General features: G+C 66.5%; 19 protein-coding genes. 13 read left to right on the forward strand and 6 right to left on the reverse strand.

All coding sequences use genetic code 11. The features are described 5' to 3' along the window. Positions 1–15: 15 nt before the first annotated feature. From KQH53_16955 to KQH53_16970, 4 genes are all read left to right on the forward strand, one after another. Positions 16–1,674, forward strand: coding sequence for a nickel-dependent hydrogenase large subunit (locus KQH53_16955; protein ID MCB2228371.1), 1,659 nt, complete (start codon positions 16–18; stop codon positions 1,672–1,674). A gap of 78 nt (positions 1,675–1,752) precedes the next feature. After that, positions 1,753–2,289, forward strand: coding sequence for a HyaD/HybD family hydrogenase maturation endopeptidase (locus KQH53_16960; protein MCB2228372.1), 537 nt, complete (start codon positions 1,753–1,755; stop codon positions 2,287–2,289). After that, on the forward strand, positions 2,267–2,506 hold the full coding sequence (locus tag KQH53_16965; protein ID MCB2228373.1) for a HypC/HybG/HupF family hydrogenase formation chaperone: 240 nt from the start codon (positions 2,267–2,269) through the stop codon (positions 2,504–2,506). Before KQH53_16960 ends, KQH53_16965 begins: the two co-directional genes overlap by 23 nt. A 2-nt stretch (positions 2,507–2,508) precedes the next feature. Beyond that, positions 2,509–2,727 (forward strand): hypothetical protein, encoded by a 219-nt coding sequence (locus tag KQH53_16970; protein MCB2228374.1) that lies wholly within the window; start codon positions 2,509–2,511, stop codon positions 2,725–2,727. 71 nt (positions 2,728–2,798) lie between these two features. Here the strand turns inward: KQH53_16970 and KQH53_16975 are convergent, their stop codons facing one another. From KQH53_16975 to KQH53_16990, 4 genes are read right to left on the reverse strand one after another with little or no spacing between them, the layout of a single operon-like run. Then, positions 2,799–4,025 carry an ABC transporter permease gene (locus tag KQH53_16975; protein ID MCB2228375.1) on the reverse strand — a complete coding sequence of 409 codons (1,227 nt, stop codon included), beginning with the start codon at positions 4,023–4,025 and terminating at the stop codon, positions 2,799–2,801. Then, entirely contained in the window at positions 4,022–5,236 is a 1,215-nt protein-coding gene (locus tag KQH53_16980) for an ABC transporter permease (protein ID MCB2228376.1), read from the reverse strand. The genes KQH53_16975 and KQH53_16980 overlap by 4 nt, the downstream gene beginning before the upstream one ends. Continuing rightward, complete coding sequence (locus tag KQH53_16985; GenBank protein MCB2228377.1) at positions 5,233–5,961, reverse strand: ABC transporter ATP-binding protein; 729 nt, start codon at positions 5,959–5,961, stop codon at positions 5,233–5,235. Before KQH53_16985 ends, KQH53_16980 begins: the two co-directional genes overlap by 4 nt. A 9-nt stretch (positions 5,962–5,970) precedes the next feature. Continuing rightward, positions 5,971–7,218 carry an efflux RND transporter periplasmic adaptor subunit gene (locus KQH53_16990; protein MCB2228378.1) on the reverse strand — a complete coding sequence of 416 codons (1,248 nt, stop codon included), beginning with the start codon at positions 7,216–7,218 and terminating at the stop codon, positions 5,971–5,973. A gap of 84 nt (positions 7,219–7,302) precedes the next feature. On the opposite strand from KQH53_16990, the gene KQH53_16995 reads away from it, so the two are divergent. Next, positions 7,303–7,512 carry a hypothetical protein gene (locus tag KQH53_16995; protein ID MCB2228379.1) on the forward strand — a complete coding sequence of 70 codons (210 nt, stop codon included), beginning with the start codon at positions 7,303–7,305 and terminating at the stop codon, positions 7,510–7,512. Here KQH53_16995 and KQH53_17000 read toward each other — a convergent pair. Further along, on the reverse strand, positions 7,457–8,080 hold the full coding sequence (locus KQH53_17000; GenBank protein MCB2228380.1) for a hypothetical protein: 624 nt from the start codon (positions 8,078–8,080) through the stop codon (positions 7,457–7,459). The genes KQH53_16995 and KQH53_17000 overlap by 56 nt on opposite strands. A 180-nt stretch (positions 8,081–8,260) precedes the next feature. Here KQH53_17000 and KQH53_17005 point away from each other — a divergent pair, with 180 nt between their 5' ends. Next, positions 8,261–8,971 (forward strand): hypothetical protein, encoded by a 711-nt coding sequence (locus KQH53_17005; protein MCB2228381.1) that lies wholly within the window; start codon positions 8,261–8,263, stop codon positions 8,969–8,971. Between the two features lie 62 nt (positions 8,972–9,033). On the opposite strand, the gene KQH53_17010 is transcribed toward KQH53_17005, so the two are convergent. Further along, the gene (locus KQH53_17010) at positions 9,034–9,210 is read right to left on the reverse strand and encodes a hypothetical protein (protein MCB2228382.1); all 177 of its coding nucleotides are present in this window, start codon (positions 9,208–9,210) and stop codon (positions 9,034–9,036) included. 353 nt (positions 9,211–9,563) lie between these two features. Here KQH53_17010 and queA point away from each other — a divergent pair, with 353 nt between their 5' ends. From queA to KQH53_17045, 7 genes are all read left to right on the forward strand, one after another. Further along, on the forward strand, positions 9,564–10,580 hold the full coding sequence (gene queA / locus KQH53_17015) for a tRNA preQ1(34) S-adenosylmethionine ribosyltransferase-isomerase QueA (protein ID MCB2228383.1): 1,017 nt from the start codon (positions 9,564–9,566) through the stop codon (positions 10,578–10,580). Between the two features lies 1 nt (position 10,581). Continuing rightward, positions 10,582–11,715 carry a tRNA guanosine(34) transglycosylase Tgt gene (tgt, locus tag KQH53_17020; protein MCB2228384.1) on the forward strand — a complete coding sequence of 378 codons (1,134 nt, stop codon included), beginning with the start codon at positions 10,582–10,584 and terminating at the stop codon, positions 11,713–11,715. 46 nt (positions 11,716–11,761) lie between these two features. Next, positions 11,762–12,103 carry a preprotein translocase subunit YajC gene (yajC, locus tag KQH53_17025; GenBank protein ID MCB2228385.1) on the forward strand — a complete coding sequence of 114 codons (342 nt, stop codon included), beginning with the start codon at positions 11,762–11,764 and terminating at the stop codon, positions 12,101–12,103. 74 nt (positions 12,104–12,177) lie between these two features. After that, positions 12,178–13,782, forward strand: a complete 1,605-nt coding sequence (gene secD, locus KQH53_17030) for a protein translocase subunit SecD (GenBank protein ID MCB2228386.1) — start codon at positions 12,178–12,180, stop codon at positions 13,780–13,782. 22 nt (positions 13,783–13,804) lie between these two features. Beyond that, positions 13,805–15,019: a protein translocase subunit SecF gene (gene secF / locus KQH53_17035; GenBank protein MCB2228387.1), complete on the forward strand. Its 1,215-nt coding sequence runs from the start codon at positions 13,805–13,807 to the stop codon at positions 15,017–15,019. A gap of 97 nt (positions 15,020–15,116) precedes the next feature. Beyond that, positions 15,117–15,914: an AAA family ATPase gene (locus KQH53_17040; GenBank protein MCB2228388.1), complete on the forward strand. Its 798-nt coding sequence runs from the start codon at positions 15,117–15,119 to the stop codon at positions 15,912–15,914. Beyond that, positions 15,911–16,816 carry a ParB/RepB/Spo0J family partition protein gene (locus KQH53_17045; GenBank protein MCB2228389.1) on the forward strand — a complete coding sequence of 302 codons (906 nt, stop codon included), beginning with the start codon at positions 15,911–15,913 and terminating at the stop codon, positions 16,814–16,816. Before KQH53_17040 ends, KQH53_17045 begins: the two co-directional genes overlap by 4 nt.

Genomic DNA, 16,816 nt, shown 5'->3' on the forward strand with positions numbered 1-16,816 from the left:
AGGAGGACTTAGGAGATGGCTAAATACACCATCGATCCCATTACCCGCATCGAGGGGCACCTGCGCATCGATGTGGAGATCGAGGGCGGCAAGGTAACCAACGCCTGGAGCTCGGCGCAGCTCTTCCGCGGCTTGGAGATCATTCTCCAGGGGCGCGACCCCCGGGACGCACCCTGGATCACCCAGCGCGCCTGCGGCGTGTGCACCGAGGTGCACGCCATGGCCTCCATCCGCGCCTTGGACGACGCGGCGCGGGTCAAGATTCCGCCCCTGGCGCGCATCGCCCGTAACCTGGTGCACGGCTCCCAGTTCGTGCACGACCATATGGTGCACTTCTACGTACTTTCCGCCCTGGACTGGGTGGACGTGGTCAGCGCCCTCAAGGCCGACCCCAAGAAGACCGCCGACCTGGCCAACGCCCTGGGCGACTACCCGGGTAGCGGTGTGGCCGACTTCAAGGCGGTCAAGGAAAAGCTGGCCACCTTCGTGGCTTCCGGCCAGCTTGGGCCCTTTGCCAACGGCTACTGGGGCCACAAGGACTACCGTCTGCCCCCCGAGGCCAACCTCATGGCCGTGGCCCACTACCTGACCTTGCTGCGCTTGCAGGTGAAGGCCGCGCGCATGATGGCCCTGTTCGGCGGCAAGAACCCCCACATCCAGACCTACGTCACCGGCGGCGTTACCTGCGTGAAGGACCTGCTGAACGTGGACCGCCTGGCCGAGTTCCTGTACTACCTCAAGGAAATGCAGGCGTTCATCGACAACGTCTACATCCCCGACGTGCTGGCCGTGGCCAGCTTCTACAAGGACTGGGGCGCCCGCAACATCGGCGGTTGCACCAACTTCCTGGCCTACGGCAACTTCCCGCAGAACTCCGGGCGCTTCAAGGATGAGAAGATGTTCCTGCCCGGCGGCGTGATCATGGACCGCAAGCTGGGCGCCATCAAGGGCGTGGACCCGGACCTGATCACCGAGGAAGTGACCCGGGCCTGGTACAAGAACGGCCCGGCCCTGAACCCGGCCAAGGGCGTCACCCAGCCCCTGGAAGACGCCAGGTTCGACTACGACGGCAAGTACTCCTGGTTCAAGGCCCCGCGCTACGAGGGCAAGCCCATGGAAGTGGGCCCCTTGGCCCAGGTGCTGGCCGCCTACGCCCACGGCCACAAGCCCACGGCGGCCCTGGTGACCGCGGTGCTCAAGCACCTGAACGTGCCGGCCAACGCCCTGTTCAGCACCCTGGGGCGCACCGCCGCCCGGGCCATCGAGACCAAGGTCATCGCCGACGAGATGGCCACCTGGGTCACCGAGGCCATCGGCCTGATCAAGCAGGGCAAGATCGAAACCGCGGCCGAGTGGAGCTGGCCCGGCGAGAGCATGGGCTACGGCCTCATCGACGTGCCCCGCGGCGCCCTGGGCCACTGGATCCACCAGGACAAGGACAACAAGATCGCCAACTACCAGTTGGTGGTGCCCTCCACCTGGAACCTGGGACCGCGCGACGCCAAGGGCCAGGTGGGCCCGGTGGAGGAGGCGCTCATCGGCACCCCCATCGCCGATCCCAAGGCTCCCTTGGAGATCATCCGCACCGTGCACTCCTTCGACCCCTGCATCGCCTGCGGCGTCCACGTCATCGACCCGGACTCCAACGAGGTGCGCAAGTTCAAGGTCTGCTAGGTACAACCCGACCCTAACCGGCGGGGCGGCGGGTTTTCTCGCCGCCCCGCCGCCTTGCTGCTATACTTCCAGGTGGATATGAACCATACGGCGACGCCAAATATCCTGGTGCTGGGGGTGGGCAACGTGCTGCTCACCGACGAGGGCGTGGGGGTGCGGGTCCTGCACGAGCTGGCCGCGCGCTATGACTTCCCGCCCAACGTGAAGCTGGTGGACGGCGGTGTCTTGGGCCTCTCGCTCACCGGAACCATGATGGAGGCCGATCAGGTCATCGTCATCGACGCGGTGCGCGGCGACGACGAGCCGGGCACCATCTACCGCTTCGGGTGGGACGCACGGCCCGAGCACATCCAGTACAAGGACAGCCTGCACCAGATCGACCTCATGGAGACCATGGCCTTGTTGCCCCTGCTGGGCGACCCGCCCGTGGTCACGGTCATCGGGGTGGAGTTCGGCGACATCGACAACTACGGCCTGGAGCTGACCCCCCAGGTGGAAAAAGCGGTGGAGCCCCTGATGACCCATGTGCTGGCCGAGCTGGAGAGCCTGGGCTCGCCCGGCACCCCCTTGGAAACGCCCCGCGAGGTGACCAATGTGTTTGGCCATACCGGCTAAGATAATCGAGTTGGCGAACGACATGGCCACCGTGGAGGTGGGCGGGGTCAAGCGCACCGTGTCCTGTCTAATGGTGCCCGATCTTCAGCTCGGCGATTACGTGATCACCCACGCCGGCTTCGCCCTGCACAAGGTGGAAGAGGCCGACGCCCTGGCGTCCATAAAACTTTTGCGCGACCTAACCAGCATGGTGCCCCCCGAGGGCCCGGGAGAATAGACATGAGCGAGAGCGCCCGCAAGGAGAAAGTCTGCCAGGAAGAGGATTGCCGGGAGCAGTGGCAGGAGCTTCCCCTGGAGATGCGCGAGGGCTGCGGCGACTTCCTGTATTGCCCCTTCTGCGCCAATGAGATGGTCACCCGCTGCTCGGGCTGCGGCGAGACCCTGCACGACACGGGCTTCAAGTTCTGCCCCTATTGCGGCAGCCAGTTCGAAGGCTAGAAGCAGCCTTAAGAAAACAGCCTAACATCTTTTAATTGTTGGTCGCGTTGGCGAGGCGCGCCAGGGGACAGCTACTCCCTGAGCGCGTCCACCGGCGTCAGGCCCGCCGCCCGGCGAGCCGGGGCCAGGCCGAAGGCCAGGCTGATGGCCAGGGCCAGGCCCGCCGCTCCCAGGGCCGCCTGCCAGGGCAGGACGAACTCCAGAGGGCCGAAGGCCCTGACCGCCCAGGAGGCGAACAGGCCCAACAGGGCCCCGCCGCCGCCGCCGGCCAAACCCAACACCAGGGCTTCGGCCATGAACTGCATGAGGATGTCCCGCCGCCGGGCACCCACCGCCCGGCGCAGGCCGATCTCGGCGGTGCGCTCCTTCACCGCGATGAGCATTACCGCCATGATGCCCACCCCGGCCACCAGCAGGCTCACCGCAGCCACGCCGGTGATGGTGGAGGAGAAGATGCGGTTGGACTCCTCCCGCCGCTGTATGGTCTCCAACTGGGTGTAGATGCGGAAGTCGTCGGGCTGGCCTTGCTTGAGCTTGTGCCGTTGGCGCAGCAGGATGGCGGCATCACTGGCCAGGTCTGGCATGGCCGCCTGGTTCTCGGCCCGCACCACCAGCAAGCCTACGTTGCGCGTCCCGGCCAGCAGGCGCGACTGGGCCGTCTTGAGCGGCAGGTAGAGGCGCTCGTCCAGGTCGTTGCCGTTGGCGTCCACTCCCTTGGACTTGAGTTCGCCCACGATGAGGAAAGGCTGCTTCTTCACTTCTATGGTGCGGCCCACCAGGGACTCATCCCCTGCCAAATGGTCGCGCAGGGTGGGGCCGATCACCGCCACCCTGCGGTTGGTGCGTTCTTCCCGCTCCGTGAAAAGGCGCCCCTGAGTCAGCTCGTGGTTTTCCAGAGCAAAGATATCGGGCCGCGAAGCCAGCATCAGGGCGTCGGTGGTGCCTTCGGGCCCGGACATGCGCATCAGGCGCATTTCCAGGGGAACCGCGATCTCGGCCCCCTCCAAACGGGACAGGGCCTCCGCGTCGGCCGGTTCCAGGGCGACCATGTCCGAGGTGGTGCGGGCCCTGAGCCCGCTGGCGGAGCGCTTGGCCGAGCGGATGGTGATGATATTGGTGCCCATGGCGGTGAGGCGCTCCAGCACCTGGTTGCGGGTGCCGTTGCCCACCGCCACCATGACCACCACCGCGGCCACCCCCACCAGCAGGCCTCCGGCGGCCAGACAGGCCCGTAAACGGTGTTCTTTTATGCCGCTCCAGGCGGCGGCCAGCAGACGGCCCAGGCGGGAGGAGATCATCTGAGAGCCTCCACCGGGCGCATGGCCGCGGCCTTGCGGGCCGGAGCCAGGCCGAAGATCAGGCCCACCGCCGCGCTGAAGCCCAGGGCCCACAAAAAGCCCATGGGGCTGAAGGCGGTGTAAATGTCTAAAAGGGTGGTGGCCAGGTAAGAGAGCAGGATGCCCAGGCCCAGGCCGCAGAGCCCGCCGGCCGCGGACACCATGAGCGATTCCATGAGCACCTGGTACATGATGTCGCGCCGCCGGGCCCCCACCGCCCGGCGCACCCCGATCTCATAGGAGCGCTCGCTCACCGCCACCAGCATGATGTTCATGATAACCACCCCGGAGACGAACAGGCTCACCGCGCTGATAAAGGTGAGCATGGCCACCAGGGAGCGGCTCTGGCGGGTCCAGAAGCGCATCAGCTCTTCCGGGGTGATGATTAAAAAGTCGTCAGGCACCCCCTCGGCCAGCTTGTGGCGGCTACGCAGCACCTCGGTGACCTCGGCGGTGATCTCCGCCGACCGGTTGGGGTCGGTCATGATAACCCGCATGCCGTTGAGCTTGTCGTCCCGGGCCAGGCGCTTGATGGCGGTGCTCAAGGGCAACAGCACCATGTCGTCGCGGTCGCGGTGGCCCATGGCTCCCTTTGATTCCAGCACACCCACCACGGTGAAGGGGGTGCGGCCGATGCGGATGCGTTGGCCCACGGCGTTGGTCCGGCCGAACAACTCCCGGGCCACGGTGGTGCCCAGCACCGCCACTCGGTCGTAAACGGCGGAGTCCGAGGAGTTGACAAAGCGGCCATGCAGGGTGGCCCAATTGCGGGACGCGGCCCAGTTTGGGGGAACCCCCCGCACCGGAGTGTTGGTGTGACGGCCCCCGGCGCTTACTTGAGTGCGGGCCACGGTCTTGTGGGGCACCACCCCTTCCACCCCGTCCAGACGGGCCAGGGCTTCGGCGTCCTCCGGAGTCAGGGTCATGGTGCGCTTCATGCCGTGGCGCACGCCCAGCTTGCCCCCGCCGCCGGAGATGTAAAAGGCGTTGGCGCCAAAGCCCATGGAGGCCATGGTGCCGCTCACTTTGGCCTGGGCGCCCTGGCCGATTTCGTGAATAACCGTGAGCGAAGCGATGCCGATGACCAGGCCGATCATCATCAAGGCGGCATAGGAGCGGAAGGCCCACAAGGAGCCCAGGGCCGCCTTGAGCAGCCGGTAGGGCAGGATCAATCCGCCCCTCCCACCACCAGGTCGATCTGCTCCAGGGCCTGGACCGGTTTCTCCACCAATGTGTCCGAGGCCACCTTGCCGTAGATAAGGCGCACCAGGCGGCGGCACATGTTGCCCACCGCGTTGTCATGGGTCACCAGCACGATGGTGCGCCCCTCCTGGTTGAGCCCCTGCAACAAGGACATGATCTCCAGGGAGGAGCGCTGGTCCAGGTTGCCGGTGGGCTCGTCGGCGAAGATCACCTCCGGGTCGTTGACCAAGGCCCGGGCCACGGCCACCCGCTGGCACTCGCCGCCGCTCATCTCGCCGGGGCGGTGGGTCAGGCGGTGGCCCAGCCCCACCCGCTCCAGGGCCTTGCTGGCGCGCTGCTCGGCGTCCTTGGGGTAGGAGCCCGCGTAGGTGAAGGGCAAGAGCACGTTGTCCAGGGCCGTGGCCTTGGGCAGCAGATGAAAGGCCTGGAACACGAAGCCCAGCTTGGCGTTGCGCAAGCGGGCCAGCTCGTCGTCGCTCAGGTCGGCCACCTCCAAGCTGTCCAGGAGATAGGAGCCGCCGCTGGGGCGGTCCAGCAGGCCCAGAATGTGCAGCAGGGTGGACTTGCCCGAGCCCGAGGGGCCCATGATGCCCAGGAACTCGCCCGGCTTCACGTGCAGGTCAATGCCCAGGAGCACCTTGGTGTCCATCTTGCCGCGGTGGTAGGTCTTGATGATTTTCTTTAGGCGTATCAAGGGCCCGCCTCAGTGCTTGGATTTGGGAGCACTGGGCATGGCGGTCCCCTTGGGCAGGATTACGGTCTGGCCCGGCTGGAGCCCCTCCATCACCTGGACCATCACGTTTTCGCTCCAGCCCAACTTGACCGGGGTGGGCTTCACCTGGCCGTCCTGCTGCAGGTAGACCAGGGTGGCGCCTTTCTTGCGGCGCACCGCCTTGAGCGGCACCAGGGGCACATCCTTGCGCACCCCGCTGATGATGCTCACCGTGGCGGTCATCTCCGGCTTGAGCAGGCCTTGGTACTCGCCCATGATCTTTATAGTGACCGGGTAGTACACCACGTCGTCCACGATCTTGGCCGAGGGTTGCACCGACTCCACCTTGCCCATGAACTTGCGGTGGGGATAGGCATCCACCGTGAAAAAGGCAAATTGCCCCACCTTCACTTTGCCGATGTCTGTCTCGTCCACGAAGTCGTCCACCTGCAAACGGCTCAGGTCCACGATGTTGATGAAGGTGGGCGAGCTGAGGCTGGCGGCCACGGTCTCGCCCTCCTGGGTGCTCACGCTGGAGACCACTCCGTCGATGGGCGCGCGCACCGTGGCATAGTCCAGGCTGACCTGGGCGGTGACCACCCGGGCCTTGGCCGCGTTGAGCTCGGCCTGGGCCACCTTGAGGTCCTGCTCGAAGCCGTGCTTGACCTGGATGGCCTTGGCCTTGGCCGCGGTAAGGCGGGCCTCGGCCACGGCGCGGCGCTCGCGGGCCTGGTCCAGAGCGTCCTGGGCCACCAGGTCGGTGGAGCGCATCTTCTCCTGACGCTTGAAGCTGAGGTTGGCCAAATCGGCGGTGGCCTTGGCCTCGGTAAGCTCGGCCTGGGCGCGGGCCACTTCGCGGGGGCCGGTGGTCTGGATGCGCACCAGCTTGGCCTTGGTCGCGTTGAGCTCGGCGCCGGCCTGGTTGAGCTTGGCCTGGAGGTCCTCATGCTCCAACACGGCCACCACCTGGCCGGCCTTGACCTCCTGACCGATGCTGACCAAGAGCTTTTCCACCCGGCCGCTGACCCGGGCGCCCACCTTGACCTCGGCCCCCACCTGGGGCTTGACCGTGCCGGTGGAGACCACCAGGCGGCGGATGGTGCCCTGCTTCACCTGGAAGGGCTGTCCTTTAATCTGGGCTTCGGGGGTGGCTTGGGGCCACCATTGCCAGACCCCCACCGCCAGAGCTGCCACTACTAACAACGCCACTAGCCACTTGATGTTTCGCGCCTTGCCCAAGAACAACTCCAGCGACAGGGAGGATGAATGCTGCTATCTTAGTACATCATGCGAATGGGTGCTACAGCGGCGGCTCTGGAGAAGATGCACGCCAAGCTTTTGGCCAAGGCGGTGGACGGCGCCCTGGCCGCCATCGCCCAGAGCCGGGTCATGGAGCGCGAGGAGGCGCTGGCCCTGGCCCGGCGGGTGCGCCGCCTGGCCGAGAGGCTCTTTCCAGAAAAGTTGGAGACCTTCGACCTTATCTACCGGCCCCGGCTGGAGCGTGCGATCCGGGAACGCTTCCCGGGCCACTAGGCGGCACGGTCACCTGGGCAGGGGTGATCAGGTACATCAGGAGCACCATTCCCACCACCGACAAGACCAACACCCCCGCCGCCAGGGGGGGGGACATCTCGGCCGCGTCCCGCAGGCCGGCGAACAGCAGGAACAATACGTAGAAGGCCAGGATCACGGTCAGGGGCATGCTTATGCTCAGGGGCAGGAAAGGGGCCAGGGTGGTGACCACCCAGATGCCGGAGGCATAGGCGTATATGCGCAGGAACCCGCTGAGGGGGTAGGGGTTGCGCATGATGTGGTGGCCCACCACGTAGAAGAAAACCGCGAAGATCAGAACCTTCAACAGGTTCTGCACCAGGCCGTGGGCCACGGGGGCCACGGGCAGGCCCTGGATGAGCACCGCCGCCACCAGGGTGCCCGCCCAGGTGGTCAGGTGCACCAGGAGCAGAAAGGCGATGGGGCTGGCCAGGTCGCCCCGGTTGCCCATTTGCCTGAAAAATTGCCTGGGTTTGAGGGCCGCGGCCATGGCCACCGCCAGGAAATTGGACGGCTGGCGCCAGTCGAAATCCTTGATCATCTGGACCACGGAACCCTCCCGGAAAAGTTAGCCGCTTGGGGCACGCTAAGCCATGGGCCCCGTTGTGTCAAGAAGGGGAGCCGCCGCCCCGGGCGGAGGTGGGCAAGTTGTTGGTTTGACCAGCGCCACGGTGATATATTACTAAGTGTACGGCGCTGGGTCCGCGCTGCTGGTGAGGAGGAATTCAGCTTGAAGTTTCGCCTGATTCCGGCGTTACTGCTGGTGATGTTATGGTCAGGCTTGACGGCGTGCCCCGCCGGGGCCTTTCCCTTTTCCAGCAGCAGTCTGGTAGAGAGCGACGTCAAGTACCAGGCGGTGCGGTTCGACGACTTCTCGGACGAGCCCTTCATCCGCGGCCTAGGCTGGGACCTCTACATCGACCTCGATGAATTCCCCCTGATCACCGCCGAGCTGGTTCGCGACGAGGCCTGGCTGAAGCTGGTCAAGTTCGAGCGCGACACCAGCACCATCCTGCCGGTGCTTTCGGCCCAGCTGTTCCTGACCTACCGCGACATAAGCATCAAGCAGGTGCAGCGCATCCGGGAAGCGGTCTATCAGAAGATGAGCCGCATCTCTCCCCACAAGCTGCCCGACCCCGGCATCCCGGTGCTCTTGCGCCTAATGTTCCCCGGCCAGGCCAAGGGAGACGTGATCGGCCTGCTGGAGAAGGAGGCCCGGCGGCGGGGCATAAACCGCAACCAGTACGGCAACCTGCTGTCCTGGCTGTTCGAGGAGGAGGGCCTGTTCTCGGGCAACGAGTGGGACTGGGAGAACTTCCTGCCCCGTCTGCTCTCGGTGGTGGCCCTGGTGGTGGCGGGCCTGTTCCTCATCGAGTTCCTGCGCTTTTTGGCCAACCTGGGAATGCGCGCCGTGGGCAACATGGACAAGCGCAAGCGCTGATCCCCAAAAGCGAAAGGGGCGGCCCCAGCTGGGACATCCCCTTTTCCCGAATTCAGGCCCCGCTACTTCTCGTAGTGGTCCTCCGCCAGGTAGGGGTTCACCTTGCCGCACTTGTTGCAGAGGTAGTAGTTCTGCTTGTGCAGGGCGTCTTCCAGTTTTTCCATGGGGGTCTGGGCGTACTCCGGGGCCAGGATCTCGTTGTCGCAGCCCTCGGTTTTGCACTTTACGTAAATGGCCATCAGCCCGCTCCGGCTATTGGTTTTATGGGGGCGCCCGCTTGGGCGGCGATAACACCTGCCTATGGTTGTTTGGCAAGCGGCCCTCTGTCAAGCAAAAAGCCTCATTGCCACGGGAATCAAGCAGTTGCCCCCGATAGCCGAGCTTGACAAGGCCCGGTCCGCGCAATATTATTCATAGTTCGACTTTGAGCGGAGCCCGCGCCCGAGAGGCCGGGATAACCAGTTGAATTGCCGGGAAAACACCCGGCGGATTGTTTGCAAACCACTCCACGGGACCCATGCCCCAGACCAGCCGCCCATACCCTGGCTCAGCCTCCGACCCGGCAGCCTACGATTATAGCCTGCCGCCGGAGATGATCGCCCAAAGCCCGGCCCGCCGCCGGGTCATGGCCCGGCTGATGAGCCTGCCCCGGGACGGCGGCGCGGTGGGCCACCACAAGGTGGCCGCGCTGACCAAGCTTCTCAGGCCCGGCGACCTCTTGGTGCTCAACGACACCCAGGTGGTTCCCGCCCGCCTGAGCGCCATGAAGCCCACCGGCGGCAAGGTGGAGTTACTGCTCCTTTCGCCGGCCCAGCCCCAGCGCCGGGAGGCGGACGGCCGCGAGCTGCACCAGTGCCTGATGCGCTCCCATAGGCCCATCAAGGAAGGGGCGCGCCTGATCCTGCCCGGCGAGCCCGAGATGGAGCTGAGGGTTCTGGGCAAGGGCGAGCGGGGCAAGACCCTGGTGGAGTTCCCGGCCCCGGCCCTGGCTCTGGCCGCCGGGCGGGGGGCCACGCCCCTGCCGCCTTACATCAAGCGGCCCGATGGGCCGGACTCCCAGGACCAGGGCCGCTACCAGACCGTTTATGCCGCTCATCCCGGAGCGGTGGCCGCGCCCACCGCCGGCCTGCACCTGAGCCAGGCTCTCTTGGCCGCGCTGGCCCGCCGGGGCATCGAGCACACCCGCCTGACCCTGCACGTGGGCTACGGCACCTTTGCCGAGCCCGACCCGGCCGACCTGGCTGCGGGGCGTCTGCACGCCGAGTGGGTGCGGGTGCCCGAAGAGGCCAGCCAAGCCGTGGCCGCGGCCAAAAAGCGCGGAGGGCGGGTCATCGCCGTGGGCACCACCAGCCTCCGGGCCTTGGAGTTCAAGGCCGGGCCGGGAGGCGTGCCCCAGGCCGGGGAGGGCTGGTGCGAGCTTCTGATCGCGCCGGGGCACCAGTTCCGCGCGGCCGACGGCATCATCACCAATTTCCATTTGCCCCGCACCACCTTGCTCATGCTGGTGGCCGCCCTGGCCGGGCGCGAGAGGCTGCTGGCCGCCTATGCCGAGGCCATGGAGCGGGGCTACCGCTTCTACAGCTACGGCGACGCCATGCTGGTGGTGTGAGATGGGCCGCCTGAGCGTCGACATAAGCGCCCGCGACGGCAAGGCCCGCACGGGGGTGTTGACTACCCGCAAAGGGCCGGTGCGCTTGCCCGCCTTCATGCCCGTGGGCACCCAGGGCACGGTCAAGGGGCTCTTGCCCGAAGAAGTCTCGGCCCTGGGCGCGGACATGATCCTGGGCAACACCTATCATCTGATGATCCGGCCCGGGGTGGAGACAGTGCGCGCCCTGGGCGGGCTGCACGGCTTCATGGACTGGCCCGGCCCCATCCTCACCGACAGCGGCGGGTTTCAGGTGTTTTCCCTGAGCGGCCTGTGCAACCTGGACGAGGAGGGGGTGAGCTTCCGCTCCCATCTGGACGGCGCCCTGCTGCGCCTGACCCCGGAGACGGTGGTCGAGGCCCAGGAGGGCCTGGGCTCGGACCTGATGATGATGCTCGACGAGTGTCCCCCGCCGGGATCGCCCCGGGAATACCTGGAGAAATCCCTGGCCCGCGACGCCCGATGGGCGGCCCGCGCCCTGTCCGCGCGCAGCGAAAAGGGTGGGGCCCTGCTGGGCATTGTGCAGGGTGGGGTGTATAGTGACCTGCGAAGCATGTCCGTGGAGTTGCTCTGCTCCCTGGACCTGGATGGCTACGCCCTGGGCGGCCTGAGCGTGGGCGAGCCCAAGGAACGGATGATGGAGGTAATCGAGCAGACCGTGCCCCAACTACCGGCAGACAAACCGGTGTACCTCATGGGAGTGGGGGAGCCCGCGGACCTGGTGCGCTGCGCCGGGCTGGGGGTGGACCTGTTCGACTGCGTGTTGCCTACCCGCATGGCGCGCAACGGCACCCTGCTAACCGCGCGGGGTCGCCTGAACCTGAAGAACAGCCGCTTCAAGGACGACCCGGCCCCCATAGAGGAGGGCTGCGAGTGCCTCGCCTGCCGGCGTTTCAGCCGGGGTTATTTGCGGCACCTGTTCAATGCGCGCGAGTTGTTGGCTTATCGCTTGAATACCATCCACAATCTGCACTACATTCTGAATCTGATGGCCGGCCTGAGGAAGGCCATCGCTGAAAACAGATACCAAAGCTATGCCCGCGAGATTCTGGCGGGGCTGGAGCCCTCCGGCCAGGCGCGGGCAGCCTTAACCTAGGGAGGAAACGATGTTCGACCTTTTCAACACCGGGGTAGCCTGGGCGATGTCCGCTGGCGGCAAATCTGGCGGCGGCGAAAGCGCCGGCGGACTGGGCGGCCTGCTCTCCGGCCCCATCCCCATGCTGGTTCTGATGTTCGTGATCTTCTACTTCCTGCTCATCCGTCCCCAGCAGAAGAAGGCCAAGGCCCACAAGGAGTTGTTGGCCAACCTGCGCAAGGGCGACAAGGTGCTGACCAACGGCGGCATCTACGGGCGCATCACCGGCCTGGACGACACCACCCTGACCATCGAGATCGCTCCCCAGGTGCGCATCAAGGTCAGCCGGGGGCACGTGGCCGGCGTGGCCGGCGGCGATACTCCTCCGCCCCAGCCGCCCAAGAAGTAGCGGTCAGTCCACAGTTCCCTTTCCCCGCGCCGGCGCCCGCCGGGCGCGGGGGGTTCATGCGTTAGGAGCGGACCTTGCCTAAGAACTTCGCCATGAAAGCCACCCTGGTGGGGGTGGTCATCATCCTGGCCTTGTTGTATTTGGTGCCCACCCTGGGCGGCAAGCTGCCCAGTTGGTGGACCAACTACCTGCCCGCCGACAAGATCCACCTGGGGCTCGACCTCCAGGGCGGCATGCACCTCATCCTCGAGGTGGAGACCGCCAAGGCGGTGGAAGCCGCGGTGGAACGGACCAGCCAGGAGCTGGTGCGCAGGATGCACGAGGATAAAATCCGCGCCATCCGGCCCCAGACCGAGCCGGGCAACAAGATCGCCATCACCTTGCTGCACGAAAACGACCGGGCCAAGTTGGAAGACCTGATCAAGCAGAGCTACCCGGACTACAAGGTGGCTTCGGCCCGCACCCTGAGCGACGGCAAGATCGCCATGACTCTCCAGCTCAGCGCCGCGGCGATCAAGCACATCGCCGAGCAGGCCTCCACCCAGGCCCTGGAGACGATCCGCAACCGCGTGGACCAGTTCGGTGTTAGCGAGCCGGAGATTCTGCCACAGGCCGACGGGCGCATCCTGATCCAGCTCCCGGGCATCAAGGACCCCCAGCGCGCGGTGGCCCTCATCGGCAAGACCGCTCAGCTGGAGTTCAAGCTGGTGGACGAATCGGCCAACCCGGCCACGGTGACCAAGGCCACCCTGCCGCCGGGCGACGAGCTGTTGTACGTCTACCGCCGCGACCGGGCCACCGGCCGCACCAGCAAGGACCCCATCGTGGTGCACCGCCGCGTGGCCATGACCGGGGCCAACATCACCGACGCGCGAGTGCAGATCGACTCGCAATACAACGAGCCCTACGTGTCCATCTCCTTTGACAGCCGCGGGGCCCGCCAGTTCGCCGACGTGACCAGCCGCAACGTGAAGAAGCGCCTGGCCATCGTCCTGGACGGCAAGGTGCAGTCCGCTCCGGTGATTCAAGAAGCCATCACCGGCGGCGAGGCGCGCATCACCGGCGACTTCTCCATGGAAGAGGCCCGCGACCTGGCGGTGGTGCTGCGCTCCGGCGCCCTGCCGGCTCCGGTCAGGATCCTCGAGGAAAGGACCGTGGGCCCCAGCCTGGGCCGCGACTCCATCAACCAGGGCATCACCTCCATGGCGGTGGGCTTCCTGCTGGTGGTGTTGTTCATCCTGATCTACTACCGCCTTGGCGGGGTGGTGGCCGACCTGGCCCTGTTGCTCAACCTGGTGCTGATCACCGCCGCCCTGGCCGCTTTCCAGGCCACCCTGACCCTGCCGGGCATCGCGGGCATCATCCTCACCATCGGCATGGCGGTGGACGCCAACGTGCTGATCTTCGAGAGGGTGCGCGAGGAGCTCAGGATGGGCAAGACGCCTTTCGCGGCGGTGGAAGCCGGTTACGGCAAGGCGACGCTCACCATTCTGGACGCCAACATAACCACCCTGATCGCCGCCCTGGTGCTGTTCCAGTTCGGGACCGGGCCCATCAGGGGCTTCGCGGTCACCTTGTCCATAGGTATCGCCAGCTCCCTGTTCACGGCCATTACCTTCACCCGGCTGTTGTTCGACCTTTATCTGCACCAGTTCAGGCCCAAGAAACTCCTGATCTAGGTTTGCCCAACCCGGAGCACCCATGGAATTCATTAAACCGGACGTAAATATCAATTTCGTTGGGCAGCGCTTCAAGGCGTTCATCCTCAGCGGCCTGCTGATCCTGGCCACGGTGGTGAGCCTGTTTGCCCACGGCGGCCCCAACCTGGGCATCGACTTCGCCGGCGGCATTCTGGTGCAGGTGCGTTTCACCGAGAGCACCGACGCGGCGGCCATCAAGAAGGCGCTGGCGCCCCTGGGCATGAACCAGGCCATGGTGCAGAGCTTCGGCGGAGAGGGGCGCAAGGAGTTCCTCATCCGCGACGAGAACCAGGGGCTCAAGCTGCAAGGCCTCTCGGACCGGGTGCGCCAGACCCTGGCCAAGACCTACGGCGAAGGCAAGGTGGAGGTGCGCCGGGTGGAGATGGTGGGCCCCAAGGTGGGGGCCGACCTGCGTGAGAAGGCCTTGCTGGCCATTTTCTACGCCATCCTCTTGATCGTGGTGTACATCTCCGGCCGCTTCGAGCAGAAGTGGGGCCTGGCCGCGGTAATGGCCGCGGTGCTGGTGGGCGCCACCCTGCTGGTGGAGGCGCTCATCGGGGCCGCGGGAGGCAGCCAAGGCGGCGGAACGGTTCTGCTGATCTTAACCGCCTTGATCGTCACGGTGGCGTTGTGCTGGCTTCTGAAGCTGCGCTACGCCTTGGGAGCCATCGTGGCCCTGATCCACGACGTGCTCATCACCGTGGGCGTGTTCAGCTTGCTGGACAAGGAATTCACCCTGGCCACGGTGGCTGCCCTGCTGACCATCATCGGTTACTCGCTCAACGACACCATCATCGTCTACGACCGCATCCGCGAGAACCTGAAGCGGCCGGGCAAGCTGGAGCTGGGCGAGATCATCAACGCCTCGGTGAACCAGACCCTGAGCCGCACCATCCTCACCTCGGGCACCACCCTGGTGGTGCTGTTGAGCCTCTACGTGCTCGGCGGCGGGGTGATCCAGGACTTTGCCCTGGCCCTGTTGATAGGCGTGGTGGTGGGAACCTATTCCTCCATCTTCGTGGCCAGCCCCATCCTGCTGCTGCTGCCCGAGGGCGACACGGTGTTCACCCGCCGCCGCCCCCGGCCCGCGGCCCAGCCGAGGCCCGAGCCGGTGGTGGAGGCCGCCTCGCCGGCCGTGCCGGTGAGCGCGGCCAAGCAGGCCAGCGCCCGCAAGCGCAAGGGCAAGAAATCCGGCAAGAAGCGCCGCAAGCGCTAGCCGGGTAACCGAGAGCGGGGCGCCGCCGCCCCGCCGGGAGGAAGCCCGCCGGATTGGGGCTTGATACACAGGCGCGAGCCAGCTAACGTGGTAGGTCATGGGCCGGATCATTACCATTGCCAATCAGAAGGGCGGGGTGGGCAAGACCACCACGGCGGTCAACCTGGCCGCCAGCCTGGCCGTGGCCGGCCAGCCCGTCCTGCTGGTGGACTGCGACCCCCAGGGCAACGCCACCAGCGGCCTGGGCGTGGAGATCGAGCCCGACGGCAAGACCCTGTATCACGTGATGATCGGCCAGGCCACCGCCGAGCAGGCGGTGCGCTCCACCGACCTGGAGCACCTGCACCTGCTGGGCTCGGACGTGAACCTCTTCGGGGCCGAGGTGGAGCTGGCCGGACGGCCCGGCCGCGAGCGCCTCTTGGGTGAGGCCCTGGCCCCCCTGGCCCACCGCTACCGCTTCATCTTGCTGGACTGCCCGCCTTCCCTGGGGCTACTCACCCTCAACGCGCTCACCGCCTGCCAGGGGGTTCTGGTCCCCTTGCAGACCGAGTATTACGCCCTGGAGGGGCTGACCCAGCTTTTGCACACCATCGCCCGGGTGCGGCGCACCCTCAACCCGTCCATGCGCCTGGAGGGCATCCTCCTGACCATGTTCGACGGCCGCAACAACCTCTCCCATCAGGTGACCGAGGACGTGCGGGGGCATTTCAAGGACATGGTCTACGAGACGGTGGTGCCGCGCAATGTGCGCCTTTCCGAAGCGCCCAGCCACGGCCTGCCGGCGCTGTTGTACGACCCCCGCTGCGCCGGGGCCCAGAGTTATCAGCAACTGGCCGATGAGGTCATAGCCGGTCCGCGCGGCAGCGGCGCTCCGGCCGAGGGCAGGGCGGCATGAGCGAGAATTTCGAGGAAAAGAAAAAGCCCCAACGCCGCAAGGCCCCGGCCCTGGGGCGCGGCCTGGCCGCTCTTTTGGGCGATGACGATTACCCCGACGGCGGGCTGGCCAACGAGCCGGGGCCCGGCGAGCGGGTGGTGGAGCTGCCCCTGGAGCGCCTGGAGCCCAACCCCTATCAGCCGCGCCGCCTGTTCGACAAGGACGCCCTCGAGGCCCTGTCCGACTCCATCGCCGAGCACGGCGTACTCCAGCCCCTGGTGGTCCGGCCGGTGGACGGCGGCTACCAGGTCATCGCCGGCGAGCGCCGCCTGCGCGCCAGCCAGATGGCCGGGCTCCTTGCGGTGCCGGTGGTGGTGCGCCGGGCCACGGACCAACAGGCGCTTCTGTTGGCCCTGTTGGAAAACCTCCAGCGCGAGGATCTGAACCCCCTGGAAGAGGCCCACGCCTACCGCCGCCTGACCGCCGAGTTCGAGCTGAGCCAGGAGGACATCGCCTCTGGCGTGGGGCGCGACCGCTCCACCGTGGCCAACAGCCTGCGTCTGTTGAAGCTGCCGCCCGAGCTGCAAAAGGACCTGGCCACCGGCCTGATGAGCGCCGGCCACGCCCGGGCCCTGCTCTCGCTGGGCAACGAGCAGGCCATGCGCATAGCCCGCGACGAGATCGTGGCCAAAGGCCTGTCGGTGCGCGCGGCCGAGGCGCTGGTCAAGAAGATGAGCGCCGCTCCGGCCCCGCCCAAGCCGCCCACCCAGGAAGAGGTGCACTTGGGCAGCCTGGCCGAGGACCTGCGCTACCGCCTGGGCGCGCCGGTGGAGATAAAGCGCAAGGGCAAGAAGGGCTCCATCACCATCCGCTTCTCCTCCAACAAGGAACTGGAACGCCTGCTGGAAATGCTTTCCTCCTAG

The sequence above is a fragment of the Desulfarculaceae bacterium genome, assembly GCA_020444545.1.
GTDB lineage: Bacteria > Desulfobacterota > Desulfarculia > Desulfarculales > Desulfarculaceae > Desulfoferula.